At 72.4% G+C, this 24682-nt stretch carries 22 protein-coding genes; 5 read left to right on the top strand and 17 right to left on the bottom strand.

Annotation, left to right across the window (positions count from 1 at the left end):
* The first annotated feature begins 39 nt into the window (after positions 1-39).
* Positions 40-1587 carry a DUF2142 domain-containing protein gene (locus ACIPKM_RS11270; RefSeq protein ID WP_402736741.1) on the top strand — a complete coding sequence of 516 codons (1548 nt, stop codon included), beginning with the start codon at positions 40-42 and terminating at the stop codon, positions 1585-1587.
* Here the strand turns inward: ACIPKM_RS11270 and ACIPKM_RS11265 are convergent.
* From ACIPKM_RS11265 to ACIPKM_RS11250, 4 genes are all read right to left on the bottom strand, one after another.
* On the bottom strand, positions 1568-3445 hold the full coding sequence (locus ACIPKM_RS11265; protein ID WP_070418459.1) for a hypothetical protein: 1878 nt from the start codon (positions 3443-3445) through the stop codon (positions 1568-1570). The two genes, ACIPKM_RS11270 and ACIPKM_RS11265, sit on opposite strands and share 20 nt — an antisense overlap.
* Before the next feature lie 20 nt (positions 3446-3465).
* A complete protein-coding gene (locus ACIPKM_RS11260) occupies positions 3466-4773 on the bottom strand; it encodes a UDP-glucose dehydrogenase family protein (RefSeq protein WP_402736740.1) in 1308 nt (435 codons plus the stop codon).
* 62 nt (positions 4774-4835) lie between these two features.
* The gene (locus ACIPKM_RS11255) at positions 4836-5384 is read right to left on the bottom strand and encodes a PH domain-containing protein (RefSeq protein WP_402736739.1); all 549 of its coding nucleotides are present in this window, start codon (positions 5382-5384) and stop codon (positions 4836-4838) included.
* A 4-nt stretch (positions 5385-5388) separates the two neighbouring features.
* Positions 5389-6189 carry a biotin--[acetyl-CoA-carboxylase] ligase gene (locus ACIPKM_RS11250; protein ID WP_402736738.1) on the bottom strand — a complete coding sequence of 267 codons (801 nt, stop codon included), beginning with the start codon at positions 6187-6189 and terminating at the stop codon, positions 5389-5391.
* A gap of 73 nt (positions 6190-6262) precedes the next feature.
* Here ACIPKM_RS11250 and ACIPKM_RS11245 point away from each other — a divergent pair, with 73 nt between their 5' ends.
* The gene (locus tag ACIPKM_RS11245) at positions 6263-7858 is read left to right on the top strand and encodes an acyl-CoA carboxylase subunit beta (RefSeq protein WP_070418456.1); all 1596 of its coding nucleotides are present in this window, start codon (positions 6263-6265) and stop codon (positions 7856-7858) included.
* 13 nt (positions 7859-7871) lie between these two features.
* Positions 7872-8138, top strand: a complete 267-nt coding sequence (locus ACIPKM_RS11240; protein ID WP_083403379.1) for an acyl-CoA carboxylase subunit epsilon — start codon at positions 7872-7874, stop codon at positions 8136-8138.
* A gap of 392 nt (positions 8139-8530) precedes the next feature.
* Here the strand turns inward: ACIPKM_RS11240 and ACIPKM_RS11235 are convergent, their stop codons facing one another.
* The 4 genes from ACIPKM_RS11235 to ACIPKM_RS11220 all read right to left on the bottom strand — a co-directional run bounded on the left by ACIPKM_RS11235 (position 8531) and on the right by ACIPKM_RS11220 (position 13083).
* Entirely contained in the window at positions 8531-9580 is a 1050-nt protein-coding gene (locus ACIPKM_RS11235; RefSeq protein WP_070418455.1) for a hypothetical protein, read from the bottom strand.
* On the bottom strand, positions 9577-10881 hold the full coding sequence (locus ACIPKM_RS11230; protein ID WP_402736737.1) for a sensor histidine kinase: 1305 nt from the start codon (positions 10879-10881) through the stop codon (positions 9577-9579). The genes ACIPKM_RS11235 and ACIPKM_RS11230 overlap by 4 nt, the downstream gene beginning before the upstream one ends.
* Before the next feature lie 5 nt (positions 10882-10886).
* A complete protein-coding gene (locus tag ACIPKM_RS11225; protein ID WP_374115184.1) occupies positions 10887-11651 on the bottom strand; it encodes a response regulator in 765 nt (254 codons plus the stop codon).
* Between the two features lie 172 nt (positions 11652-11823).
* Positions 11824-13083 (bottom strand): class I SAM-dependent RNA methyltransferase, encoded by a 1260-nt coding sequence (locus tag ACIPKM_RS11220; RefSeq protein ID WP_402736736.1) that lies wholly within the window; start codon positions 13081-13083, stop codon positions 11824-11826.
* A 14-nt stretch (positions 13084-13097) separates the two neighbouring features.
* Here ACIPKM_RS11220 and ACIPKM_RS11215 point away from each other — a divergent pair, with 14 nt between their 5' ends.
* Both ACIPKM_RS11215 and ACIPKM_RS11210 read left to right on the top strand, forming a co-directional pair.
* The gene (locus tag ACIPKM_RS11215; protein WP_402736735.1) at positions 13098-13925 is read left to right on the top strand and encodes a Maf family protein; all 828 of its coding nucleotides are present in this window, start codon (positions 13098-13100) and stop codon (positions 13923-13925) included.
* A 79-nt stretch (positions 13926-14004) separates the two neighbouring features.
* On the top strand, positions 14005-15783 hold the full coding sequence (locus ACIPKM_RS11210) for an acetyl/propionyl/methylcrotonyl-CoA carboxylase subunit alpha (RefSeq protein ID WP_402736734.1): 1779 nt from the start codon (positions 14005-14007) through the stop codon (positions 15781-15783).
* A 101-nt stretch (positions 15784-15884) separates the two neighbouring features.
* Here the strand turns inward: ACIPKM_RS11210 and ACIPKM_RS11205 are convergent, their stop codons facing one another.
* The 9 genes from ACIPKM_RS11205 to ACIPKM_RS11165 form a co-directional block, all read right to left on the bottom strand.
* Complete coding sequence (locus ACIPKM_RS11205; protein WP_402736733.1) at positions 15885-16820, bottom strand: hypothetical protein; 936 nt, start codon at positions 16818-16820, stop codon at positions 15885-15887.
* A 212-nt stretch (positions 16821-17032) separates the two neighbouring features.
* Entirely contained in the window at positions 17033-18697 is a 1665-nt protein-coding gene (locus ACIPKM_RS11200) for a phospho-sugar mutase (RefSeq protein ID WP_402736732.1), read from the bottom strand.
* Positions 18694-19533, bottom strand: a complete 840-nt coding sequence (locus tag ACIPKM_RS11195) for a purine-nucleoside phosphorylase (RefSeq protein WP_070418448.1) — start codon at positions 19531-19533, stop codon at positions 18694-18696. The genes ACIPKM_RS11200 and ACIPKM_RS11195 overlap by 4 nt, the downstream gene beginning before the upstream one ends.
* Positions 19534-19563: 30 nt before the next feature.
* Positions 19564-19842 carry a PTS sugar transporter subunit IIB gene (locus ACIPKM_RS11190; protein WP_070418447.1) on the bottom strand — a complete coding sequence of 93 codons (279 nt, stop codon included), beginning with the start codon at positions 19840-19842 and terminating at the stop codon, positions 19564-19566.
* Positions 19839-20285, bottom strand: coding sequence for a PTS sugar transporter subunit IIA (locus ACIPKM_RS11185; RefSeq protein WP_070418446.1), 447 nt, complete (start codon positions 20283-20285; stop codon positions 19839-19841). The genes ACIPKM_RS11190 and ACIPKM_RS11185 overlap by 4 nt, the downstream gene beginning before the upstream one ends.
* A 3-nt stretch (positions 20286-20288) precedes the next feature.
* On the bottom strand, positions 20289-21404 hold the full coding sequence (locus ACIPKM_RS11180; RefSeq protein ID WP_071295787.1) for an adenosine deaminase: 1116 nt from the start codon (positions 21402-21404) through the stop codon (positions 20289-20291).
* Between the two features lie 132 nt (positions 21405-21536).
* The gene (locus ACIPKM_RS11175) at positions 21537-22826 is read right to left on the bottom strand and encodes a thymidine phosphorylase (protein WP_071295788.1); all 1290 of its coding nucleotides are present in this window, start codon (positions 22824-22826) and stop codon (positions 21537-21539) included.
* 5 nt (positions 22827-22831) lie between these two features.
* Positions 22832-23230, bottom strand: a complete 399-nt coding sequence (locus ACIPKM_RS11170) for a cytidine deaminase (protein WP_070419511.1) — start codon at positions 23228-23230, stop codon at positions 22832-22834.
* Positions 23231-23393: 163 nt separating this feature from the next.
* Positions 23394-24677: an ABC transporter permease gene (locus ACIPKM_RS11165; RefSeq protein WP_071295798.1), complete on the bottom strand. Its 1284-nt coding sequence runs from the start codon at positions 24675-24677 to the stop codon at positions 23394-23396.
* Between the last annotated feature and the right edge of the window lie 5 nt (positions 24678-24682).

The following is a 24682-nucleotide window of genomic DNA, read 5'->3' as shown; positions in this document are numbered from 1 at the left end:
CCGACACGGGTGGCGTCGCCGACCCCGGGAGTCCGCTCGATGCAGTCCGAACCGCACCCCGTCGTCTCGCGGAGCGAGGGGCTGTGGGTCGCCGTCCTGACGGCGGTGTTCGGGCTCTGGCTGGTGCTCTGGGCGATCGTCGTGCCGGCGTTCCAGGCGCCGGACGAGCCCGCGCACCTCGACGCCGCCGTGCACGTCGCCACCGGTTCCGGTTGGCCGGCACCGGGGACGTTGCACGTGTCGAACGCCGTGCAGGCCGCGCAACGGGAACAGGTCGCCGGGGACTCCTCGACGTGGTCGACCGTGAGCGAGCTGCTCGCGGCGCACCCCGGCGACTCCACGACGGTCGACCAGATGACGCAGCACCCGCCGACGGCCTACGTGGTGGACGCCGTCGTGCTCCGCGTGCTGCACTACGGCTCGCTCCGCTGGGACCACGCCCTCGTCGCGCTCCGACTGGTGGACGCGCTGCTCGTGACGCCGCTCGCGCTCCTCGCATGGGCTTCGGTCCGGCGGGTCACCCGGTCGCCGCGGGCGGGCCTGATGGGCGCACTCGCGCTGTTCGCGACGCCGCAGCTGGCGACGATCGGGGCCTCCGTGACGAACGACGCCCTGACGTTCCTGCTCGGCGGCGTCGTGGTGTGGCTCGCGACGCGGCTCCTCACCGGGGACCTGCGGCGCCGGACGCTCGTCGGGCTCGGGGTCGCGCTCGGGCTGCTCGTCTGGACGAAGGGCACGGGGCTGCCGGCGGTGCCGTTCGTCGCGGTCGTGGTCCTCGTCGCCGGTGCGGGTGTCGTCCCGTTCCGCCGTCGCGTCCTCCGGGCCGCCGTCGCCCTCGGCGTCGCCACGGTGATCGGCGCCTGGTGGTGGCTGCGCAACCTCTGGCTGTTCCGCACCCTGCAGCCGGACGGCTACGCCGCGATCCGACCGGACCGCCCGTTCCCCGACGGCCAGGGGCCCTCGGTGTGGCACTTCCTCGACGTCAGCTGGGGCACCCTCGCCCGGACCTTCTGGGGCTCCCCGGGGCAGCGCGCGCAGGTGAGCATCGGCGACCTCCTCACGGCGGTCCTGACGCTCGTCGCGCTCGTCGTGCTCGTCGGCTGGGCGTTCCGCCGTGGCCGGACCCGGCGCACCGCCTGGACACTCGCGGTGTTCCCCGCGCTCCTGCTGCTCCTGCAGACCGCGAGCAGCGCGAAGGCGTACCTCGACACGACCGAGGTCGCGGGCACACAGGGCCGCTACCTGTTCCCGGCGCTGCTCTGCCTCGTCGTGCTGAGCGCCGTGGCGTGGCGGCGGCTGCCCCTGCCCGGACGTGGGACGGCTGTGCTGCCCCGGGTGCTGGCGGTGGCGCTCCCGGCCATCGGGCTCTGGGGCCTCGCGGTCGCCGCCGGGTGGTTCTGGAACGCCGCGACCGGACCGCTCTCGGCCGCGAGCATCGCCCGCTACGAGTCGCGGGGCCCGGTGCCGTTCGCCGTGGTCGCCGTCGTCGCGGTGCTCGTCGCGGTCGGGCTGACCGGCGGCGTGCTGCGGGTGTGGGTCACCCCGACCCGCAGCACGCCGACCGAGGTCAGTTCCCCGACACCTTGACGACGTCGACCCGGCAGGCCTGGACCGGCGCGGACCGGATGTCCTGGCACGTCTGCTGGACGGTGAAGCTGTCCTCGAGGGTGCCGATCGCCGAGTAGTCCCGGTCCTTCGGGATGAGGGCGTTCGTGTAGTTCAGGAAGTACTGCACGCCCGACTTCTTGAGCAGTGCGACGAACGACGGGTCCTGGTAGTCGTACTCCTGGCCCGGTTCGCCGTACATCTGCGTGCCGGTGCGGAACGCGACGAGCGTGGCGTCCCGGGTGTTCGTCCCGAGGATCGTGCTGCCGGCGGGCAGCGTGTGGTTGGCCAGCAGCAGGTCCGAGAGCGGTTCGTCCGGGGTGATGACCCCGCCGAACACCTGCCCGACGGGGATGCCCGACGGGCGCGTGCCCATCGTCGAGAAGGGCGCCTTCACGCCGTTGACGTTCTGGCTGTACGCAGCGACCACCAGGACGGCGCACGCGGCCACGGCGACGACCTGCCGCACACGACGTCCCCGACGAGCCGCCCGCCAGAACGCGGGCAGGAGTGCCCCGGCGATCAGGACCGACCCGATGAAGAGCGGGAGGTAGTAGCGCGCGTTGCCGCCCTGCGTGTCCACCGTCGCGATCCCAGCGTACCCGAGCAGGTACACCCCGGAGAAGATGCCGACGATGCTCGCGAAGACGAACCGGCGGTAGTGCACGACGCCCGCCACGACCGCGCCGACGAAGACGACGCCGATCGCGAGCGCGAACGGTGCGAACGACCCGATGCGGTTGAAGTAGTAGGGCAACGCCTCGAGTCGCTGCTCGACGTAGTACCGCACCTTGCCGACGAGGGTCGTGGTGTGACTCTCGGTCGGAGCGGCCTCGGCGCCCGGCTGCGGCACCGCTGGCAGCGTGCGCTCGGCCTCGAGGATCCCGGCGTCGTAGATCGACGGCGTCCGGTCCTCGTTCGGCGACACCGCGCGGGCGTTCGGCGGCGTCGCGATGCGGTACTCGTCGCCGTCGGTGCTCGACGTGTCGCTGAACTTGCCGGAGACGTTCACGGTCAGCGACGAACCGACCTCGATGCCGCCGAACTTCACCGACAGGGCGATGACCCACGGCGCGGAGACGAGGACCACGGCGACGAGGGCGACGACGGGCAGCAGGACGGACCGGCGCTCACGGGCCTCGGGGCGGTCCTGGAACCAGCGGACGACCGCCCACACCGGCACCACCACGAGGAACACCGGGACGAGGAACGCCTTCGTGAAGTACCCGAACGCGCACACGGCGCCGAGCAGCACCGCGGTGAGCACGATCCGTCGCACCGAGCCGTGCCAGGCGCGGTCGGCCGCGAGCAGTGCCCAGAGGAACCCGAGGCACCACACGAGCACGAGGGTGTCCGGGGTCTGCAGGCTGACGTTCGCCATGAGGAGCGGAGCCGTCGCGGCGATCGACCACGCGGCGGTCCAGCCGTTGCCGGTCGTCCGGAGCAGCAGCCACGCCCCCATCGCCATCACGGCGACGCAGGACAGCGTGTTCACGATCGCGAAGGCCGTGGTCTGCCCGACGCCGACGGCGATGAACGGCGCCATCAGCCAGGACACCATCGGCGACCAGTAGCCGTTCACGGCGTCCGCCCAGTGCCACTCGGCGTACTGCTTCGCGATCGACATGTACGAGATGCCGTCGATGTTCGTCATCTCGAGCCGCGTGCGGAACGCGATCACGGCGACGAGCAGCGAGGCGACGAGGAGCAGTGCACCGTTCGCGAGCAGGGACACCCGCGACGGGCGCCGTCCCTCGTGGAAGGCCCCGAAGCGGCGTCGGTGCTCCACGGGAGCGTCGACGACCGGGTCCTCGGTCGTCACGGCGTCGTCGATCGTCATGCTGCTCCCCCGCGCGGTGTTCAGCGGCCCATGCCGCGGTAGGTGAAGCCGGCAGCCGTCCAGGCGTCGCGGTCGAGGCAGTTGCGCCCGTCGATCACGACGGGCGTCGCCACGAGCGAGGCGGCCACGGCCGGGTCGAGCTCGCGGAACTCGGTCCACTCGGTGAGGACGAGCACGAGGTCGGCGTCACGCAGGGCATCGGTCGCGCTCTCGGTGTAGTCGAGCTCGGGGTGCACGCGGCGCGCCGTGACGACGGCTTCCGGGTCGTACGCGGCGACCGAGGCACCGAGGCCCAGCAGCCGGGCGGCGATGTCGAGTGCCGGCGAGTCACGGACGTCGTCGGAGTTCGGCTTGAAGGCCAGGCCGAGCACGGCGACACGCTTGCCCGTGACGACTCCGCCGAGGAGCTCCTGCGCGAGCTCGACGACGTGCGCGCGACGACGGAGGTTCGTGGCGTCGACGTCGGCCAGGAACGCCAGGGACTCCCCGACGCCGAGCTCGTCCGCCCGCGCCTGGAACGCCCGGATGTCCTTCGGCAGGCACCCGCCGCCGAAGCCGAGGCCGGCGTTGAGGAACTTGCGGCCGATGCGGGCGTCGTGGCCGATCGCGTCGGCGAGCGCCGTGACGTCGGCACCGGCGACCTCGGCGATCTCGGCCATCGAGTTGATGAACGAGATCTTCGTCGCGAGGAACGCGTTCGCGCTGATCTTCACGAGCTCGGCCGTGGGCAGGTTGACCACGAGCCGGGGCGTGCCGCTCGCCAGGGCCTCGGCGTAGACCTCGTCGAGGGCCTCGACCGCGGCTTGTCCGGCGTCGCCGTCGGGCACGCCGTAGACGAAGCGGTCCGGGCTGATCGTGTCCTGCACCGCGAAGCCCTCGCGGAGGAACTCGGGGTTCCAGACGAGCGTCGCACCGGGGACCGCCTCGGACACCTCGGCAGCGAGGCGCGCGGCCGTGCCGACGGGGACCGTCGACTTGCCGACGACGAACTCGCCGGCGGCGAGGTGCGGCGTGAGCGCGGCGACGGCGGCGTCGACGTACGTGAGGTCTGCGGCGCCGGTCGGCCCCTGCGGCGTGCCGACGGCGAGGAAGTGCACGCGCGCACCGGCGACCTCGGCCATGTCGGTGGTGAATCGGATGCGGCCGGAGGCCAGCGCCGACCGCAGGATCTCGGGGAGACCGGGCTCGAAGAAGGGAGCCTCACCCGCGGCGAGCCGCTCGATCTTGACCGGGTCGACGTCGACTGCGACGACTTCGTGCCCGAGCTTGGCCATGGAGGCGGCGTGCACGGCACCGAGGTAACCGCAGCCGATGACAGAGATACGCACGGGAAGACGGTACCGGAACCTCGGCGCAGTTCTCGTCCGCACCGCCCGCTGTCGAGACATCGTCAGGGTCTGACGTCGCCCCATCGGGGTCGATCCGCCCCGCCGACGATCTCGTCCCAGTCAGGTTCGCGGTGCCGTCGCCGGGCCTCGTGCGCCTCGACGAGATCGTGCAGGACCGCCACGACGAGGTCCGCGTGCGGCACGTCGCCGAGCACCAGGGCCGGCTCGTCGCCGGGGAACACGAGGACGTCGCCGGACCGGAAGACCCCCTGCAAGCCGCGGCGACGCACCGTCACGTCGTAGCCCCGCGAGTGCAGGAGCTCCCGCCGGGTGCGCGTGCCGAGTCCGTGCACGACGACGAGGCGCCTGGTGGTCACCACGTAGCGCTCCGACAGCCAGCGGAACAGCGGCATCGCGCCGCCGAGGAACACGAGGAGCACCACGAGACCGGCGACGACGGCGTTCAGCCAGGCGAGCTGCGCCCGGAACACCCCGAAGCCGAACCCGCCGGCGAGCATGACGAGCACCACGAACACCGCGGGGCGCACGAGCCGGCGAGCGTGCGGGCGCAGCCGCGCGACCACGCGTTCGGGCGGCGGCTCGTCGGTCATGCCGTCATGCATACCGCAGGTGGGTGACGTCCCCCACGGCGACGCCCCTGGAGACGCCCGCTCGATCCCGGATCGTGATCCGGCCGTCGTCGTCGATGCCGGTCGCGTCCCCCTCCGAGGTGGTGCCGTCCGGCAGCTCGAGGCGGACCCGCTGCCCGATCGTGCCGCAGGCCGACCGGACGTGGGTCCGGACCCCGTCCGCGGCCGCACCGCCGGCGACCAGGGCGACCACGGCCTCCTGGACCGCGCGGAGGAACGCGGACAGCACACGGTCGGCGAGGTCCGGTGCCGAGCCCGTCGCGCCCACGACCGCGAGCGAGGTCGCCGTCGGCGTCGGGAGCCGGTCGGCGGGGATGGTCAGGTTCACGCCGGCGCCGACGACGACACTGCCGTCGGCGGCGACCTGGCAGAGGATGCCGCAGACCTTGCGGCCGTCGATCTGGACGTCGTTGGGCCACTTCACCGCGACACGCTCCGGACCGTGGAGCACGGCGACGATCGCGTCGCGCATCGCGGCGCCGGCGACGAGCGGCAGCCACCCGCGGTCGCGGTCGTCGAGGTCCGCGCGGACGAGCACGCTCGCCGCGAGCGTCTGGCCGGCGGGCGCCGACCAGGTCCGGTCGAGGCGGCCGCGACCCGCGGTCTGGTCGAGCGTCGCCACGACGCTGCCGTGCGGCTGCGTCGTCGCGAGGGCGAGCAGGTCGGCGTTCGTCGACCCGGTCGTCACCGGCTCGGTGAGCACCGCGCCCGCGGCCTCGACGACGGTTCGGCTCAGCGGGAACGTCGACGACGCAGGTGTGGACATGCAGCAAATCTACGGGCAGGAACCGTGGGGGTCCTCCAACCGACCCCGCCGTCGCCGCCGGTAGGGTGAGCGGGTGACCCCAGGAGACACCCCCGATCTCTCGACGACGGCCGGCCGGCTCGCCGACCTCCGCGAGCGGTACCACGAAGCAGTGACCGCCGCGGGCGAGGCCGCCATCGCGAAGCAGCACGCCAAGGGCAAGACCACGGCGCGCGAACGCATCGAGCAGCTGCTCGACGAGAACTCCTTCGTGGAGCTCGACGAGTTCGTCCGCCACCGCACCCACGCCTTCGGCATGGAGTCGAAGCGGCCCTACGGCGACGCGGTCGTCACCGGCTTCGGCACCATCCACGGCCGCAACGTCGCCGTGTACGCGCAGGACTTCACCGTCTTCGGCGGCTCCCTCGGCGAAGTCGCCGGCGAGAAGATCATCAAGGTGATGGAGCACGCGCTGAAGACCGGCGTGCCGATCATCGGCATCCTCGACTCCGGCGGCGCCCGCATCCAGGAAGGCGTCGTCGCCCTCGGCAAGTACGGCGAGATCTTCCGCCTCAACACCCAGGCCTCCGGCGTCATCCCGCAGATCTCGATCGTGATGGGCCCGGCAGCGGGCGGTGCGGTGTACTCCCCCGCCCTCACGGACTTCGTGATCATGGTCGACAAGACCAGCCACATGTTCGTCACCGGCCCCGACGTCATCAAGACCGTCACCGGCGAGGACGTCGGCTTCGAGGAGCTCGGCGGCGCGCAGACGCACAACGCGATCTCCGGCGTCGCGCACTACCTCGCCGAGGACGAGTCCGACGCGCTCGACTACGCCCGCTCGCTCATCGGCTTCCTGCCGGACAACAACCTGTCCGACGCGCCGGCCTACGACGTCGCGCCCGAGCTCGAGACGACCGACGCGGACCGCGAGCTCGACGTGGTCATCCCGGACTCCACGAACCAGCCGTACGACGTGACGACGATCATCGAGCACATCGTCGACGACGGCGAGTTCCTCGAGGTCCAGCCGCTCTTCGCGCCGAACATCCTCATCGGCTTCGGTCGGGTCGAGGGCCGCACGGTCGGCATCATCGCGAACCAGCCGCAGGCGATGGCCGGCACGCTGAACATCGACGCCGGCGAGAAGGCCGCGCGCTTCGTCCGGTTCTGCGACGCGTTCGGCATCCCGATCCTCACCCTCGTCGACGTGCCCGGCTACCTGCCCGGCACCGACCAGGAGTGGACCGGTGTCATCCGCCGCGGCGCCAAGCTCCTGTACGCCTACGCCGAGGCCACCGTGCCGCTCGTCACCGTCATCACCCGCAAGGCGTACGGCGGCGCGTACATCGTCATGGGCTCGAAGCAGCTCGGTGCCGACATCAACCTCGCGTGGCCGACCGCCGAGATCGCCGTGATGGGTGGCCAGGGTGCCGTCAACATCCTGTACCGCGCCGAGATCAAGCGCGCCGAGGAGTCCGGCGAGGACGTGGCGGCCGTCCGTGCGAAGCTCGCGAACGAGTACACGTACAACGTCGCGTCCCCGTACCTCGCCGCCGAGCGCGGCGAACTCGACGGGATCATCCAGCCGCACGCGACGCGCGTCTCGGTCGTCAAGGCGCTCCGGGCCCTCCGGGGCAAGCGCGCGACCCTGCCGCCCAAGAAGCACGGGAACATCCCGCTGTGACGGGCGCACGCTGATGGGCCGCCACGCAGCCGTGGTCCCCGCGGTCCCCGTCGACCAGGCGGTCGCGGCGGCCGCCGACGTCCGTGTCGTCTCCGGCGAGCCCACGCCGGAGGAGCTCGCCGCCGTCATCGCCGTCCTGCAGCGTCAGGCGGACGAAGCAGCGTCGCTCGGTCGTCCCGAGGTCACCGTGTCGCCGCGCTCGGGGTGGGACGTGTCCGCCCGGGGCCTCCGTCGGCCGCTCGAGCACGGTGCCGGCGCCTGGAGCCGATCGCTCCGCTGAGCCGCTCCGGGGGCTTGCGCGTGCCGCACGGTGCGGGCGACCATGTACCCCTGGGTACCGGGCGGTCTCGGTGCCCCGACCGCAGGATTCCCGGTCGGTCTCCCCGCAGACGGGGGACAGCAGGGGCCGAGGGCGGCGGAAATGGCCGATTTTGTCCCCCATAATGACGACTGACAGAGCGTTCGGCTGCGGGCATAGTAGTTCGTGTTCGGTGTCCTTCAACGAAGAACATCGCAGGTCGGTGGCCGACTAGGGTACGAAGCCACCTACCAGCTACGAGTCAGGGCGATATTCGGGTTGTCGCTCAGACTCGGGTCGTGAACGGGCCGGTCGGTATCCGACCGGCCCGTTCCCCGTTTCCGGGCGCTGACGACGTTCGGTGTCGGTCCGCCTCAGACGGTCTCGTGCCGCGGGATCTCGAGCCACACGACGACCGACTCGTCCTCGTCGCCGTCCTCGTCGTCCATCCCCGCCCCGAGCGCCGCCGACTCGCTCGCCGCGAGGTCGAGCCGCAGCCCCACGACGGTCACGGCGGACTCGGACCCCTCGGGGACGGTCCGGATGATCACGTTGTCGGCCTCCCGCGCCTGGCGCAGGGCCTCGGCGATGCGAGCGTGCACGCGGCGCAGGTCGTCGATCTCGAGGTCGTCGAGACCGCCGTCGTCGTGCAGCTGCACCGTGGCGCCACGACGACGGAGGCGCATGACCTCGTCGCGGACGTCCTCCGAGAGCAGCGACCGGCCCCGGATCTCGTCGCGGATGGCCTGTTCGAGGTGCAGGCACTCGGCACGCTCGGCGTCGTCCAGGTCACCACCGGTCTCGATGATCCGCTGGAGCATCGGCAGCGCCATGCGCGTCGTCTGGCTGAGCCGGAACTGCCGCTCGAAGACGTGGGCGTCCTGCGCCGCCTGCCAGTCGGCGGTCTCCTGCTCGGCGCGGACGAAGTCGCGGGTGACACGGGTGGCCCGGCTCATCGCGGCCGTGAGGCCGGTGGCGATCACCACCCAGACCACACTGCCGAGCACGCCGAGCGACCCGAGCGCCCCGAGTCCGGCCCAGGCGACGGCGTGCACCGTGAGGAACCCGACACCGACCCAGGCGAACGCGACGCGCGCGCGCACGACGAGGACGACCATCAGCGTGCCGACCGCGGCGATCCACCACGTGCCGTTCCCCGGGCCGGCGGTCAGGTCGACCGTGGGCGAGGCGACGACGGGCAGCACCACGGCCGTCGCGAGCGCGAAGCACGTCGCCCAGACCGGGAGTGGCCGACCGGGCACGAACACCGCGACGCCGGTCGCCGCAGCGTAGAGGACCATGCACGCGACGACCGGCCCGATCTGGGCGGCTCCGGGGAGCGTCGTCGCCGCGAGGACGAGGTGGTACACGGAGAAGAGCGTCGCGAGCCCGATCGCGACCCCGGCCGGGAGCGAGGCCTTCACCGGTGCTCCCCCGCTGCCGGCGCCCAGTCGAGGAGCACACGGGTGCCCGCTCCGGGCGCGGTGACGATCTCGGCGGTGCCCCCAGCGGCGACCACCCGCTCCACGATGGAACGACGGACGCCGAGTCGCTCGGCGGGGATCCCCGCGATGTCGAAGCCAGCACCGTCGTCCCCGACCTCGACGTGGACGCCGGCGCCGCGCTGCTCGACGACGATCCACCGGTCGACCTCGGCCGGACCGGCGTGCTGCACGCTGTTCACCGCTGCCTGGACGGCCGCCGAGGCGACGGCGTCCGCGACGATCGCGGGCACCCGGATCGACCCGACGTGCCCGTGGTCGACCCGCACCGGCGACGCGAGCGCACCGACGGCGTCGGAGATGCGGGTCCGCAGGTCCACGAGGGAGACCGGGGGTGCGTCCCCGGGGCCGTCCGCCGCCGCGGCCTCGAGGTGGTCGATGGCGTTCCGGGCCATCCGCGCGGCGAGCATCTCGGCGTCGCGGGTGTCGGCCCGGGCGGCGGAGAGGAGCGTCGTGAGCACGCTGTCGTGGACGATCGCGTCAACCTGGACCCGCTCGACCTCGGTGGCGTGCTCGCGGATCGCGTGCGAGTACCGCCGGACGGCCGTGGCCTGTGCGGCGTCGACGGCTGCTGCTGCACGGCGGAGCACGATCACGATGATGAGGGCGGCCCCGCTGAGGATCGCCGTGTAGAAGCCGTTGAGCAACGCCCCGACACCCGCGTCGCCGCCCAGCGGGGTGAACCGGATGGCCACGTACACGGCCGGCACGAGCGCGGTGTAGACGGACGCCCGCCACGGGGCGAAGCCCATCGCGGCCGCGGTCGACCCCACGGTGCAGAGCCACCAGGGCCACGGTGCCTGGTCGGACGGGATCGGCTCCTGCACGGTCAACGGCCAGGTGACGAGGGCGACGAGGAACACCAGGGCGCACACGATCTGCGCGATCTGCGCCAGGCGCCTCGCGAAGACGGATGCCCCGACGAAGAGGAACGACGCGGCGAGCGCCAACGCGACGACCGGACCCCACACCGGGTCGAGGTACGGCAGCTGCGACAGCACCGCGGGCACGGTCGTCGCGCCGAAGCCGAGTGCGGCCACGGCGAGGAGGATCGCGAACGCGCGCTCGACGGACGCCTGGGTGATGGACGCGCGGACGCTCCGCGCGGGATCCGCCCCGAACGGCGCGGGTTCGATCCGCCCGGCCGCGGTCCGGGCGGCCGCAGCCCCGGCCCCGGCCCCGGCCCCGGCCCCGGCCCCGGGCGCAGCGTCAGCCGCCGTCATGCTGCTCAGCGGCCGTCGCCGTCGGGGTCGATGCCCGAGTCGAGCCCCGGCAGGATGCCGTCCTCGACCGCACGGCGGAGGAGGTCGACCTTCGTCGGTGCCGGTCGACCGACCTCGACGTACTTCACACGGATGCGGTCGAGGTACTCGCGGGCGGTGGAGTACCCGATGCCGAGCTGCTGCGCGGCGAGCTTGAGCGGCAGGCCCGAGGCGTAGAGGTGCAGGATCTCGCGTTCGCGGCGTCCGAGCTGCGCCTTCGCGAAGTCCCGGTCGGCGTCGATCGCGCTGGCCCACTCGAGGTTGTTGAGCACGTCCCCGCGGGCGACGGTGGCGACGGCGGCCATCACGGTCTTCGTCGCCGAGGACTTCGGGATGACGCCGGCCGCCCCTGCGGCCAGTGCCTCGCGGACGTTCGCGACGCGGTCGGCGATCGAGTGCACGAGCACGGCGGAACCGGTGCCCTGCACGCCCTTCACGTTCGCGGTCACGGTCGAGCCGTCGCCGAGGGACAGGTCGAGGACGACGACGTCGACCTCACGCCCACCGAGGTTCTCGATGTACTCGGGCACGCTCGCGGCGGTCAGCACCACCTCGAACCCCTCGTTCTGGCAGGCTGCCTGGATCCCGAGCCGCACGGACTCGTGGTCGTCGACGATCGCGACACGGACGGGCTTGGTCGCCAGTCCGGTCGTTCCGGTGGTGGTCGTGTCTGTTGCCACGGTGGCCTCTCTGGTCGATGCGCTCCCCGGCCCCTGAAACCGGTTCGCCATCAACGACCAAGGATACCCAGGTCGGACTCAGGCAGCGGCGCGACGCGGTCGTGACACGGCCGGTCGTCGTGCGCTCGGACACGCGTCGCGCAAATCGGCCAGGTCGGCGCGGCGCCCGCGCGACCGCCGTCGAGCGCGCGCCCGCCGCCCTGGAGGTGACCCGCGGTCGACGTCAGGCGACGGGCACCAGGCGCGCCACGGCCTCGAGGTGGTGGGTGTGAGGGAAGAGGTCGAAGGCGCGCAGTGCCTCCAGGCGGTACCCGAGGTCCGCGAACGTCGCGACGTCGCGCGCCAACGCGACCGGGTCGCAGGCGACGTAGACGACCTGCGCCGGCTGGAGTGCCGCGATCTGCACGACGACCTCGCGGCCGGCACCCGAACGCGGCGGGTCGAGCACGATCGTCCCGGCGCGGTGGCGCTGCCGCTCGCCGGCGGACAGGGTCGAGACGGTGCGCTGCAGCCAGCGGTCGACGCGGCCGGTCTCGGCGCGGGCGCCGATCCACTCGGAGAGGTTCTCCTGCGCGTGCTCGGTGGCACGCTCCGAGCTCTCGACGCTGGTGAGCTTGGCGCGCGGCCCGACGAGGTCGCCGAGCGCGGCGCCGAGCAGGCCGACACCGCCGTAGAGGTCGAGGTGCTGCCCCTCGGGGTCGAGCCGGTCGCGGTCGACGAGGTCCTGCACGGCCGCGGTCAGCACGGCCGGAGCCGCACGGTGGACCTGCCAGAAGCCGTTGTCGTCGACCGAGAACGAACGCTCCCCCACGACCTCGGTCACGACGGTCGGCTTCTGCTCGTCGATCACGAGTCGCGCACCCTCGGAGCCGCTCGGCGCGAGGACGTCGACGACGGACGCGCCGGGCATCGCGCCGCGGCCGAGCGGCGCGCTCTCCTGCACGACCCGGCTCGCGAGCGGGAGGGACGCGACGGGCACGACGGTGTGCGACCGGGCCGCGAAGGGGCCGGCGGTGCCGTCCTCGTCGACGTGCAGGCGGACGCGGGTGCGCCAGCCGGTGCCGTTCGACTCGTCGTCGCCGGGGGCTGCCTCGACCACGACGTCGTGGCCGAGCACGGCAGCGAGGTCCGTGCGGGCGAAGCGCGCGAAGGAGTCGACGAGGACGTCGTGCTTCAGCGGGCGCTGGTGGCCGAGGGCGATGTGCCCGAACTCGGCACCGCCGGCGCGGACGGCCGGGTCGCGGTCGAGGGCGGCCTCGGGCCAGACGTGGTCGACGCGGTGTTCGCTCGGCGTCTCGACCGACACGGTGTCGGCACGCCAGAACGACTTCTTCCGGTCCTCGGTCACGCGGGCGGTCACCCGTTCGCCGGGGATCGCGTCCGACACGAAGACCACCCGCCCCTCGTGCCGTGCCACCGAGATGCCGCCGTGGGCGATCCCGGTGACGTCGAGGTCGAGCAGCGTTCCGACGGATTCACCCATGGTTCGATGTTCCCATGCGTCTGTACCTCGCGAGTACCTCCCCCGCCCGCCGCGCCCTGCTCGCCCAGACCGGGATCGAGCCGGTGCTCGTCGCGCCGGGGGTCGACGAGGACGCCGCGGTCGCCGCGGCCGCCACGTCGCTCGGCCGCGACCTGACCGGACCGGAGCTGGTGGCGATGCTCGCGGTCGCCAAGGCCTCGGCCGTCGCGGACGCCCCGGTCGACGGGGACCCGGTCGACGGCTTCGTGTTCGGCGGGGACTCCGCGTTCGAGGTCGACGGCGTGCTGTACGGCAAGCCCCACGACCCGGAGGTCGCGCGGGAGCGGTGGCGGCAGATGCTCGCCGCCGGCGGCGGCACGCTCTGGAGCGGGCACTGCGTCGTGGACCGGCGCCAGGCCGCGGACGCACCCGACGCCCTGGACGCACCCAACGTCCTGGACGCACCCGATCCGGGGCCTGGAGGCGCGGGTCGGGCCGGCACCGTGCCTCCCGTCCGTACCGTGGACGCGTCGGGCGGCGGGCCGCTCGGCGCTGCTGCCTTCGTCGCGGGCGTCGCGCCCGGCGGGTCGGCGATGGTCGCCGACGGCGACCAGGTGGTGGCGGTCGACAGCGCCGTGCTCACCTTCGCCGACGACATGTCGCCCGTGGAGATCGACGCGTACGTCGCCACCGGCGAACCGCTCGAGGTCGCCGGGGCGTTCACCATCGACGGTCGGGCCGCCGCGTACATCACCCGGATCGACGGCGCACCGTCCGCCGTGGTCGGGCTCTCGCTCCCGGTGCTGCGCTCGATGCTGCTGCGGGGGTTCGGCATCGCGTGGCACGACCTCTGGGCACTGTAGACATCCACACTTCTTCGCGCCGGTTCTTTGTGGGTGCCAGTCAATTCGCGCCCCTGCCGCACGAATACGCTGACTTACCATGCCCCGTATCAGCAAGGTCCTCATCGCGAACCGCGGCGAGATCGCCGTCCGCATCATCCGCGCGGCCCGCGACGCAGGCAAGGCATCGGTCGCGGTCTACGCCGACCAGGACCGTGACGCCCTCCACGCACGCCTCGCCGACGAGGCCTACGCGCTGAACGGCACCACGAGCGCCGACACCTACCTCGTCATCGACAAGATCATCTCGGTCGCCCGACGCTCCGGCGCCGACGCCGTGCACCCGGGTTACGGGTTCCTCGCCGAGAACGCCGACTTCGCCCGCGCCGTCATCGACGCCGGGCTGACCTGGATCGGCCCCTCGCCGGAGTCGATCGAGCGCCTGGGCGACAAGGTCTCCGCTCGGCACGTGGCCGAGAAGGTCGGTGCGCCGCTCGCGCCCGGCACGATCGAGCCCGTGCAGGACGTCTCCGAGGTCTTCGACTTCGTCGACCAGGTCGGGCTGCCCGTCGCGATCAAGGCGGCGTTCGGTGGTGGCGGCCGTGGTCTCAAGGTGGTCCGCTCGCGCGACCAGGTGGAAGAGCTCTTCGAGTCGGCGACGCGCGAGGCCATCGCGGCGTTCGGCCGCGGCGAGTGCTTCGTCGAGAAGTACCTCGACAAGCCGCGCCACGTCGAGACGCAGTGCCTCGCCGACGAGCACGGCAACGTCGTCATCGTCTCGACGCGCGACTGCTCGCTGCAGCGTCGGCACCAGAAGCTCGTCGAGGAGGCGCCCGCGCCGTACCTGACGCCGTCGCAGGAGGAACGGCTGTACGAGTCGTCGAAGGCGATCTTGCGCGAGGTCGGCTACGTCGGTGCCGGCACGTGCGAGTTCCTCATCGGCGCCGACGGCACCGTCTCGTTCCTCGAGGTGAACACCCGCCTGCAGGTCGAACACTGCGTCTCCGAAGAGGTCACCGGCATCGACCTCGTCCGCGAGCAGTTCCGCATCGCCGAGGGCGGCGTGCTCGACTACTCCGACCCGGTCGCGCGGGGGCACTCGTTCGAGTTCCGCATCAACGGCGAGGACCCGGGTCGCAACTTCTTCCCGGCGCCGGGCCCCGTGCACGCGTTCCACGCGCCGTCCGGCCCCGGCGTCCGCGTCGACTCGGGCGTCGTCTCGGGCGACGTCGTCTCCGGCTCGTTCGACTCGATGCTCGCGAAGCTCATCGTCACCGGTGCCACGCGCTCCGAGGCGCTCGAGCGGTCTCGTCGTGCCCTCGCCGAGTTCGAGGTCACCGGCCTGCCGACCGTGCTGCCGTTCCACCGTGCGGTCGTGTCGGACCCGGCGTTCGCGACGCCTGACGAGACCCCGTTCAGCATCTACACGCAGTGGATCGAGACCGACTTCGTCAACGAGATCCCGGCGTGGAGCGGCTCCCCCGAGGAGCTCCCCGCACCGGCAGCCCGCGAGAGCGTGGTCGTCGAGGTGCAGGGCAAGCGCATCGAGGTCACCATGCCGTCGATCGTCGCCGGTGGCGCCGCCGGTGCTGCCGGTCGTCGTCCGGCCGGGCCGTCCGCTCCGCCGAAGCGCCGGTCGTCCGGGGTCCGTGGCGGCCTGGCGTCGTCCGGCTCCGTGACGTCCCCGATGCAGGCCACCGTGGTGAAGCTCGCGGTCGCCGAGGGTGACACCGTGGTGAAGGGCGACCTGCTCGTCGTGCTCGAGGCGATGAAGATGGAGCAGCCCGTCGCTGCCCCGCGTGACGGTGTCGTCACGGGGCTGAACGCCCCCGTCGGCCAGACGATCTCGTCCGGCCACGTGCTGCTCGAGCTCGCGTAGGCGGCGGCGCCGCGCGGCGCCGCTTCGAACCACGAATCCGACATCGAACCACCGCGCCTGGTCGGTTCGATGTCGGATTCGTGGTTCCACGCGGGGGCCGCTCACCATGCGGGCGTCGTTCGGACGCCCCGCCGGACCGGGAGACCTGCCGCCGCCAGCATCGCCGGGAACGCGCCGCCGGGCACGACGTCACGCCAGATCGGCCGGATGACGCGGCGTACGTCGTCCAGCGCGCGCAGCCGATCTTCCCGCACCTTCTCCGCGATGACGACTTCCTCGACGGAGCAGCCGTTGCGCATCCCGACGTCCCGGTACTTCACGAGACCGTCGAACTCGACGATCACGCCCTGGTCCGGGAACCAGAAGTCGACCCTGCCGATGACACCGCGGTCGTCGCGGAACTCGTGCTGTTGGACCGGCGCCGGACACCCGACGTCGCGCATCACGAGCAGAGCGACGCTCTCCCCCGCCGACTCCGAGGCGCCCGCCGCCAACTCCAGCACCGAACGTGCGCGTCGCCCCGCGCGAACCGGGCCGCGTGCCGCCAACTGGTCCTCGATCGCGTCGGGCTGCACGCCACGTCGGAGCGCCGCGTCCGCCACCGCGAGTGCTCGGCCACGGTCGTACCGCAGCGCGATGTCCACGACCGTGTCCACCAAGGTCGTGACGGGCAGCCCTCCGACGACGACCGGCACCACGTGTCGTCCGGCCGCAGCGGCCTTGTCCGCGAACCTCGTGCGCTGCGCGGTCCGACGCACTGGATCGAGCACGGTCACGCGTTCCGGTACGGGCTGTATCCACGGCAGTCCGTGCGCGATCGCGGCGGAGGCATGCGACACGACGGCACGAGGCGTGACGGCGTGCACCGCCGCCGCGCGTGCGAGGTGCTGCTCCCAAGCGGTCGCGCGCTCCCAGTCCTGGCGGTGGACGAAGGCGCCGTGGCCGACGCGGATCAATTGCCCGTCGCGCAACGCTCGCTGCTGCGCGCGGGCCGCGGCCGGGTCGGGGTGCACGGGGACGACGACGGGGACCACCATGGTCCGAGCCTGTCCGGGCTCGGGTCGCGCCCCGTGCCCGACGCTCGATCTGTGGAGAAGTCACGTGCTCACAACTCGCACGCACGCAAACGTCGAACCACGTTTCCGACGTCGAACCAGCGGCACGAGCTGGTTCGATGTCGGAAACGTGGTTCGACGCGCGGTGAGCCGCCAGCGCCGCCGGCGCGGGCGGCGGGCCGGCGCGGCCGCGCCTACGACACGAGGGGGCGGATGTCGGCGGCGAGGGCGTCGACGAGCGACTGCGCCTCGGCGGGGGTCGCCGCGACGGTGTCGATGTAGACCTTCACCTTCGGCTCGGTCCCGCTCGGGCGGACGATCACGCGGGCGTCACCCGTCAGGTCGTAGCGGAGGATGTCCGACGGCGGGAAGCCCTCGACACCCCCGGCGTAGTCCGTCACCGACAGCACCGACAGCCCGCCGAGCGTCGTCGGCGGCGTCGACCGCAGGGACGCCATGATCGAACCGATGCGGGACAGGTCGTCCACCCGGGTCGCCACCTGCCCGGACGCGAACGCCCCGAACTCGGCCGCGAAGGCGTCGAGCTGCCCGGCGATCGACGACCCCGAGGCGGCCAGGTCCGCGGCGAGGGACAGCAGGGACAGCGCCGCCGAGATGCCGTCCTTGTCGCGGACGACCTCCGGGTCGACCAGGTAGCCGAGCGCTTCCTCGTACCCGAACAGCAGCCCGGGGACGCGGGAGACCCACTTGAAGCCGGTGAGGGTGTCGCGGTACTCCAGCCCGTGCCGCGACGCGACCCGTGCGAGCGCCGGCGAGGACACGATCGACGCCGCGAGCGTTCCCTGCACACCGTCGTCGGACGCCCGGGCGGCAGCGCGCCACCCGAGGAGCCAGCCGACCTCGTTGCCCGAGAGCCTGCGGAAGGAACCGTCGCCGTCCGGGATCGCCAGCGCCAGCCGATCGGCGTCCGGGTCGTTCGCGATGACGAGGTCCGCACCGACAGCGACCCCGCGGGCGATCGACAGGTCCATCGCCCCCGGTTCCTCGGGGTTCGGGAACGACACCGTCGGGAACGCCCCGTCCGGCTCGATCTGCTCGGGCACGGTCACCGGCACGGCGAACCCGGCCGCCTCGAACACCGCGCGGGCGGTCTCCCACCCGACGCCGTGCATGGCCGTGTAGACGACCTTCGGCTGCGCGTCCGGAGCGAGCCCGGGCGCTGCCACCGTCGCCGCGGTGGCGGACACGTAGGCGCCGAGCAGCTCGGACGTGGCGACGGTGTAGTCGGTGGCACGGGGCAGGTCCGCGATCGAGCCCGCGGCGACGGCGTCGATCGCGGCGGCGATGTCGGCGTCGACGGGCGGGACGATCTGCGACCCCTCGTCGTCCTCGCCGAGGTAGACCTTGTAGCCGTTGTCCCGCGGCGGGTTGTGGCTCGCGGTCACCATCACCCCGGCACCGACGTCGAGGTGCCGCACGGCGAACGCCAGCACGGGCGTGGGGAGCGCCGACGGCAGCAGGGTGACCTCGAGCCCGAGGCCGCGCATGACCTCGGCGGAGTCGCGGGCGAAGACGTCCGAGTTCACCCGACCGTCGTACCCGATGACGACGCTGCGTCGACGACCGGTGTCGATGAGGAAGCGCGCGAGTCCCGCGGCGGCCTGGGTCACGACGACCCGGTTCATCCGGAGCGGTCCGTACCCGAGCTCGGCGCGGAGGCCTGCGGTGCCGAACGCCAGGCGCCCGGCGAACCGCGCGGCGAGGTCCTGCACCGCGGGATCGTCGCCGGTCGCCGCCGCGTCGATCGCCGCATCGAGCGAGGAACGGGTCTCGGGGTCCGGGTCCTGCGCGCTCCAGGCACGAGCAGCAGCGAGCACGCCGTCGACGTCGAGCTTCACGACGCGGAGCCCAGCGCGGTCACCACGCGGGCGAGCAGGTCGGCGATCACCGGCTCGGCCTCGCGCCCGGCCTCGAGCACCTCGGCGTGCGACAGCGGCGTCTTCTGGATGCCGGCGGCGAGGTTCGTGATGAGCGAGAAGCCGAGGACCTCCATGCCGGCCTGCCGCGCCGCGATGGCCTCGAGCGCGGTGGACATGCCGACGATGTGCCCGCCGATGGTCTTCGCCATCTGGACCTCGGCCGGCGTCTCGTAGTGCGGACCGCGGAACTGGGTGTAGACGCCCTCGTCGAGCGAGGGGTCCACGCCGCGAGCAACCGAGCGGAGCCGCGCCGAGTACAGGTCGGTGAGGTCGACGAACGTCGCACCCTCGAGCGGGCTGTCCGCGGTGAGGTTGATGTGGTCGCTGATGAGGACGGGCGTGCCGGGCGTCCAGTGCTCCTTGATGCCCCCGGCACCGTTCGTCAGGACCATGATCGAGGCGCCGGTCGCCGCCGCGGTCCGGACGCTGTGCACGACCCGACGGACCCCGTGGCCCTCGTAGTAGTGCGTGCGCGCCCCGATGACCAGCGCGTGCCGGCCGTCGGCGAGACGGATCGAGCGGACCGTACCGGAGTGCCCGGGGACGGCCGAAGCGCTGAAGCCGGGGACCTCGGACGCGGGGATCTCGGACACGGTCTCGCCGATGAGGTCCGCGGCCTTCCCCCACCCGGACCCGAGGGTCAGGGCGATGTCGTGGCGCTCGATGCCGGACTTCGAGGCGATGACCTCGGCGGCGTCACGCGCGACCTCGAACGGGTCGGCGGCGGGGTCGTTCAGCGGGTTCTCCGTGCTCATGCCCCAACTCTAGAGGCCACGGAACCGGCGTCAGTGTTCGCCGAGCGCCCGGTCCACCGCGGCCGTGATCTCGGCCTGGTCGAAGTGGTTCCGGATCACGATGACCTCGGCGTAGGTGGACCCGATCGCCTCGACGAACTCCTGGCTGGTGAGGATCACGTTCGCGTCGTCGGACACCTTCTGCACGGACGCGACGTCGGCCGCCACGACGGACGCGGTCAGCCCGAGCGCCGCGAGGGCCTTCTCGGCGTTCACCTTGAGGATCGCGCTGGAACCGATGCCCGCGCCGCAGATGGTGACGATCTTCATGCGGTGACCCCCATGATCGCGCGGACCTCGTCCGCGGTGGCGGCATCGGCGATCCGACCGGTCACCGAGGCGTCGTTGAACAGGTTCGCGATCTCCCCGATCGACTCGAGGTGGGTGCCGACCCCGGCGACCGCGAGCCCGAGGACCACGCGGACCGGATCGTTGTGCGGGTGCCCGAACGACACCGGCGCGTCGAGCGTCACGACGGACAGCCCGTCACGCAGCACCGCGGGCCCCGGCCGGGCGTGCGCGAACGCCAGCCCGGGCGAGATGACGATGTACGGCCCGTGTTCCTCGACCAGGCCGATCATGGCGTCGGTGTACGGCTCGGTGGCCGCTCCCGACGACACGAGGGCACCGCCGGCCAGCCGGAGCGCGTCGCGCCACGAGGACGCGGTCGCCCCGAGCACGACGGCGGAGTCCGGCAGCGGCGGCAGTGGCATGCGTCAGGCCTCCTGGTGGCCGGCCGTGATGGTGGCGATGATCTCTTCGCGGTCCTCGAGCGGCAGGAACGAGCCGAGCGCCGCGTTGATCTGGAACGCCGCGAGGTCGTCGAGGTCGTAGCCGAACGTGCCCGCGAGCAGTGCGAGCTCCTTCGAGAGCGAGGTGTCGCTCATCAGGCGGTTGTCGGTGTTCACCGTGACCCGGAAGCCGAGCTGGTAGAGCACGTCGAAGGGGTGGTCGGCGAGGTCGTCGCCCCACGCCGCGACGGCCCCGGTCTGCAGGTTCGACGACGGCGAGACCTCGAGCGGGATCTCACGGTCGCGCACCCACGAGGCGACCTCGCCGAGGGAGGCGAGCGTCGAGCCGTCACCGGCGTCGGACAGGACGACGTCCTCGAAGATGCGGACGCCGTGGCCGAGGCGCAGTGCCCGCCCGTCGACGAGCGCGGAGCGGATCGAGGCGAGCCCGTCGGCCTCGCCCGCGTGCACCGTCACGGGGAAGAGCTCGGAGGCGAGGTAGTCGAACGCAGCACGGTGGTTCGAGGGCGGGAACCCGGCCTCGGCCCCGGCGATGTCGAAGCCGACGACGCCGGCGTCGCGGTGCCGGACGGCGAGCTCGGCGATCTCGAGGGCGCGGTCGGCGTGGCGCATCGCCGTGACGAGCTGGCCGACGCGGATGCTGCCGCCGGCGGCGGCGTCGACCGCTTCCTCGATGCCGGCCTGCACGGCCTCGACCGCCTGGTCGAGCGTGAGCCCGCCCTGCAGGTGCTGCTCGGGCGCCCAGCGGACCTCGCCGTAGACGACGCCGTCGGCGACCAGGTCCTCGACGAACTCCTTCGCGATGCGGTGCAGCTGCGGCGCCGTCTGCATCACCGAGATCGTGACGTCGAAGGTCTTCAGGTACTCGACGAGCGAGCCGGAGTTCGACTGGTCGGCGAACCACTGCCCGAGCTCGGCCGGGTCGGTGGTCGGCAGGGTGACGCCCGCGGCACCGGCGAGCTCGACGATCGTCGCCGGGCGCAGGCCACCGTCGAGGTGGTCGTGCAGCGAGACCTTCGGCAGGTCGTTGATGACCGCTCCGGCGTCGGGCAGGCGGTAGGTCGTGGCGTCGGAGCTCATGCACCCAGGCTATCGGTGGTCACCGACCCCGCGCAGGCACCTGTGCACAACAGACGACGGGACCCACTGGAGGCTCTCCACAGCCGGGCAGGCAGCCGCAGCCCGGCCGGTGGCCGGTCCCACGGCCGGGGTTCAGCCCGCGATGCGCTCGCGCACGATCGGCCCACGCAGAGGCGCCTCGGTGCCGATCGACCACGCACCCTCGAGCGACTCGAGCGCCCGCGGGATCCTCGACGCGTCGTCGGTGTGCAGCGTCCAGAGCGGCTGCCCCGCGGCGACGGTGTCACCGGGCTTGACGTGCAGCTCGATGCCCGCCCCGGCCTGCACCGGGTCCTGCGCGCGCGCACGGCCGGCACCCAGGCGCCAGGCCGAGACGCCGAACGGCAGGGCGTCCTGCTGCGCGAGCACGCCCGACGACGGCGCGGTGACGACGTGCTGCTCGCGGGCGACCGGCAACGCGGCTGCGGGGTCCCCGCCCTGCGCCTGGATCATCCGCCGCCAGGTGTCCATCGCTCGGCCGTCGGCCAGTGCGGCGGCAGGGTCGGCGTCCGGCAGCCCGGCCAGCGTGAGCATCTCGGTCGCCAGCGCCACGGTCAGCGCGACGACGTCGGCTGGACCCCCGCCCGCCAACACGTCGACCGACTCCCGCACCTCGAGCGCGTTGCCGATCGTCAGCCCGAGCGGGACCTCCATGTCGGTCAGCAGCGCCGAGGTCTTCACCCCGGCGTCGTTCCCGAGGTCGACCATGGTCTGCGCGAGCTCGCGCGACGCCTCGTACGAGGGCATGAACGCCCCTGACCCGAACTTCACGTCGAGCACGAGCGCACCCGTGCCCTCGGCGATCTTCTTCGACATGATGCTCGACGCGATGAGCGGGATGCTCTCGACGGTGCCGGTGATGTCCCGCAGGGCGTAGAGCTTCTTGTCGGCCGGCGCCAGGCCGGTACCGGCGGCGCAGATGACCGCGCCCACGTCGGTCAGCACCTCGAGGAGACGGTCGTTCGACAGCGCCGCCTGCCACCCGGGGATCGACTCGAGCTTGTCGAGCGTCCCGCCGGTGTGCCCGAGCCCGCGGCCCGACAGCTGGGGTACCGCGACCCCGAACGACGCCACGAGGGGCGCCAACGGCAGCGTGATCTTGTCGCCGACGCCACCGGTCGAGTGCTTGTCGACCGTCGTCTTGCCGAGCGACGAGAACGACATCCGCTCCCCCGACGCGATCATCGCGAGCGTGAGGTCCTTGATCTCGCGCCGCTCCATCCCGTTCAGGAAGATCGCCATCGCCATCGCCGCCATCTGCGGGTCCTCGACGTAGCCGCGCGTGTAGGCATCGACGAGCCAGTCGACCTCGGCGGTGCTCAGGGCGCCCCCGGAGCGCTTCGTGCGGATGAGGTCGACGGTGTCGAACGGCTCGACGGCCATGTGGATCAGTGCTCCTGCTGGTAGGTGGCGAGGGTCCGCGGCCCGAAGGCGTCCGGCAGGACCTCGTCGATGGTGCGGATGCCGGAGACGGTCTCGAGCAGCATGCCCTCGGTGGAGTGCTCGAAGAGCAGCTGGCGGCACCGGCCGCACGGCATCAGGGTCGCCCCGTCGCCGTCGACGCACGTGAACGCCACGAGCTTGCCGCCGCCGGTCATGTGCAGCTGCGAGACGAGCGAGCACTCCGCGCAGAGCGTCACCCCGTAGGACGCGTTCTCGACGTTGCAGCCGGACACGATCCGGCCGTCGTCGGTGAGCGCCGCGGCTCCCACGGGGAACGACGAGTACGGCGCGTAGGCGTGCCCCATCGCAGCCGTCGCGGCGGTCCGCAGGGCGGTCCAGTCCACGTCGGACGGGAGGCGCGGCTCGGCCCCCGTCCCGTCGGCGGCGGTCCGGCCGCCGCGCCCGTCCAGGGCCGTGGCCGGGTCCGCCCAGGCGGTCGCGTCGGTGGACGCGACCCGGTCGTCGCCCGAAGCGTGCGTGTCGGTCATGTGCCGTGCCTCCTGGCCGTCAGCTCTTGATGTACGGCTTGCCGGCCGCCGCGGGACCGCGCACCTGCCCGACCAGGCCGGCGACCGCGAGGATCGTCACCACGTACGGGAGCATGAGCAGGAACTCGCTCGGGACGGGCGAACCCTGGACGACGCTGAGCGCGTTCTGCAGGTTGGACGCGAACCCGAACAGCAGGGCCGCGAGCATCGCACGGATCGGGTCCCAGCGACCGAAGATCACGGCGGCGAGCGCGATGTAGCCAGCGCCGGCGGTCATGTCCTTCGTGAAACCGCCGACCGCGTCGAGCGTGAAGTACGCACCGCCGAGACCGGCGATGGCGCCCGCGAGCGAGACGTTCCAGAACCTGGTGCGGTTCACGTTGATACCGACCGTGTCCGCGGCCTGCGGATGCTCGCCGACGGAGCGGAGGCGCAGGCCCCACCGGGTCTTGAAGAGCCCGAACGTGACCACCGCCACCGCCACGTACGCCAGGTACACCACGACGGTCTGCTCGAAGAAGATCGGGCCGATGATCGGGATCTGGTGCAGCAGCGGGATCTCGAGCTTCGGGAAGCGCAGGCCCACGTTGAGCGTCGACGCGTTCGGCGAGAGCACCTGCGAGTACAGGAAGCCGGTCAGCCCGGAGACGAAGGCGTTGATGACGACACCGACGATCACCTGGTCGACGAGGTACTTGATGCTGAACGCCGCGAGGATGAACGACACCAGGACACCGGCGACGACGGCACCGACGAGGCCGGCCCACGGTGTACCCGTGACCGACGCGACGAGCGCCGAGGTGAACGCACCGGCGAGGAACTGGCCCTCGATGGCGATGTTCACGACGCCGACACGCTCCGAGATCACGCCGCCGAGGGCGCCGAACACGAGCGGGACGCTCAGACCGAGCGCGCCCACGAGCATGCCCGGAATCGTGATCGAGTCACCCGCGACGGCCCAGGCGAGGAAGCCCACGACGAACACGATCGCGAACAGCGCGGTCACCCACAGGCGGACCCGACGGAACGCGCGCGTCTCGACGACCGCATAGACGGTGGCGAGTGCGAGGAGCACGATGACGACGACGCCCGTAGCCGTGGACGGCAGTGGGAGGTTCGGCAGAGCGAAGAAGTCGCCCTTGGAGGACAGGCGGAACGTGGCCGTGCCCGGTCGGTGTGCGACGCCGAAGAGCAGCAGCGCGATCACGGTGAAGACGCCGTACCCGATCGCGGCCTTCCAGCTGCGGGTCGTCTCGAGGCCGCGGCCTTGCGCGGGGAGCGCGGGGACCGCGGTGGGGGTCATGGTGC

The organism is Curtobacterium sp. NPDC086286 (assembly GCF_044746255.1).
Taxonomy (GTDB): Bacteria; Actinomycetota; Actinomycetes; order Actinomycetales; family Microbacteriaceae; genus Curtobacterium.
This window is presented reverse-complemented; position numbering and strand designations above follow the sequence as displayed.

Excerpts from the sequence above, each read along its gene's own strand:
- ACIPKM_RS11190 (WP_070418447.1), bottom strand. The coding sequence starts at position 19,842 with ATGAAGATCGTCACCATCTGCGGCGCGGGCATCGGTTCCAGCGCGATC.
- ACIPKM_RS11185 (WP_070418446.1), bottom strand. The coding sequence starts at position 20,285 with ATGCCACTGCCGCCGCTGCCGGACTCCGCCGTCGTGCTCGGGGCGACC.
- ACIPKM_RS11180 (WP_071295787.1), bottom strand. The coding sequence starts at position 21,404 with ATGAGCTCCGACGCCACGACCTACCGCCTGCCCGACGCCGGAGCGGTC.
- ACIPKM_RS11215 (WP_402736735.1), top strand. The coding sequence starts at position 13,098 with ATGCGTCTGTACCTCGCGAGTACCTCCCCCGCCCGCCGCGCCCTGCTC.
- ACIPKM_RS11255 (WP_402736739.1), bottom strand. The coding sequence starts at position 5,384 with ATGACCGACGAGCCGCCGCCCGAACGCGTGGTCGCGCGGCTGCGCCCG.
- ACIPKM_RS11210 (WP_402736734.1), top strand. The coding sequence starts at position 14,005 with ATGCCCCGTATCAGCAAGGTCCTCATCGCGAACCGCGGCGAGATCGCC.
- ACIPKM_RS11230 (WP_402736737.1), bottom strand. The coding sequence starts at position 10,881 with ATGACGGCGGCTGACGCTGCGCCCGGGGCCGGGGCCGGGGCCGGGGCC.
- ACIPKM_RS11165 (WP_071295798.1), bottom strand. The coding sequence starts at position 24,677 with ATGACCCCCACCGCGGTCCCCGCGCTCCCCGCGCAAGGCCGCGGCCTC.
- ACIPKM_RS11195 (WP_070418448.1), bottom strand. The coding sequence starts at position 19,533 with ATGAGCACGGAGAACCCGCTGAACGACCCCGCCGCCGACCCGTTCGAG.
- ACIPKM_RS11220 (WP_402736736.1), bottom strand. The coding sequence starts at position 13,083 with ATGGGTGAATCCGTCGGAACGCTGCTCGACCTCGACGTCACCGGGATC.
- ACIPKM_RS11225 (WP_374115184.1), bottom strand. The coding sequence starts at position 11,651 with ATGGCGAACCGGTTTCAGGGGCCGGGGAGCGCATCGACCAGAGAGGCC.
- ACIPKM_RS11270 (WP_402736741.1), top strand. The coding sequence starts at position 40 with ATGCAGTCCGAACCGCACCCCGTCGTCTCGCGGAGCGAGGGGCTGTGG.
- ACIPKM_RS11205 (WP_402736733.1), bottom strand. The coding sequence starts at position 16,820 with ATGGTGGTCCCCGTCGTCGTCCCCGTGCACCCCGACCCGGCCGCGGCC.
- ACIPKM_RS11250 (WP_402736738.1), bottom strand. The coding sequence starts at position 6,189 with ATGTCCACACCTGCGTCGTCGACGTTCCCGCTGAGCCGAACCGTCGTC.
- ACIPKM_RS11240 (WP_083403379.1), top strand. The coding sequence starts at position 7,872 with ATGGGCCGCCACGCAGCCGTGGTCCCCGCGGTCCCCGTCGACCAGGCG.
- ACIPKM_RS11175 (WP_071295788.1), bottom strand. The coding sequence starts at position 22,826 with ATGGCCGTCGAGCCGTTCGACACCGTCGACCTCATCCGCACGAAGCGC.
- ACIPKM_RS11265 (WP_070418459.1), bottom strand. The coding sequence starts at position 3,445 with ATGACGATCGACGACGCCGTGACGACCGAGGACCCGGTCGTCGACGCT.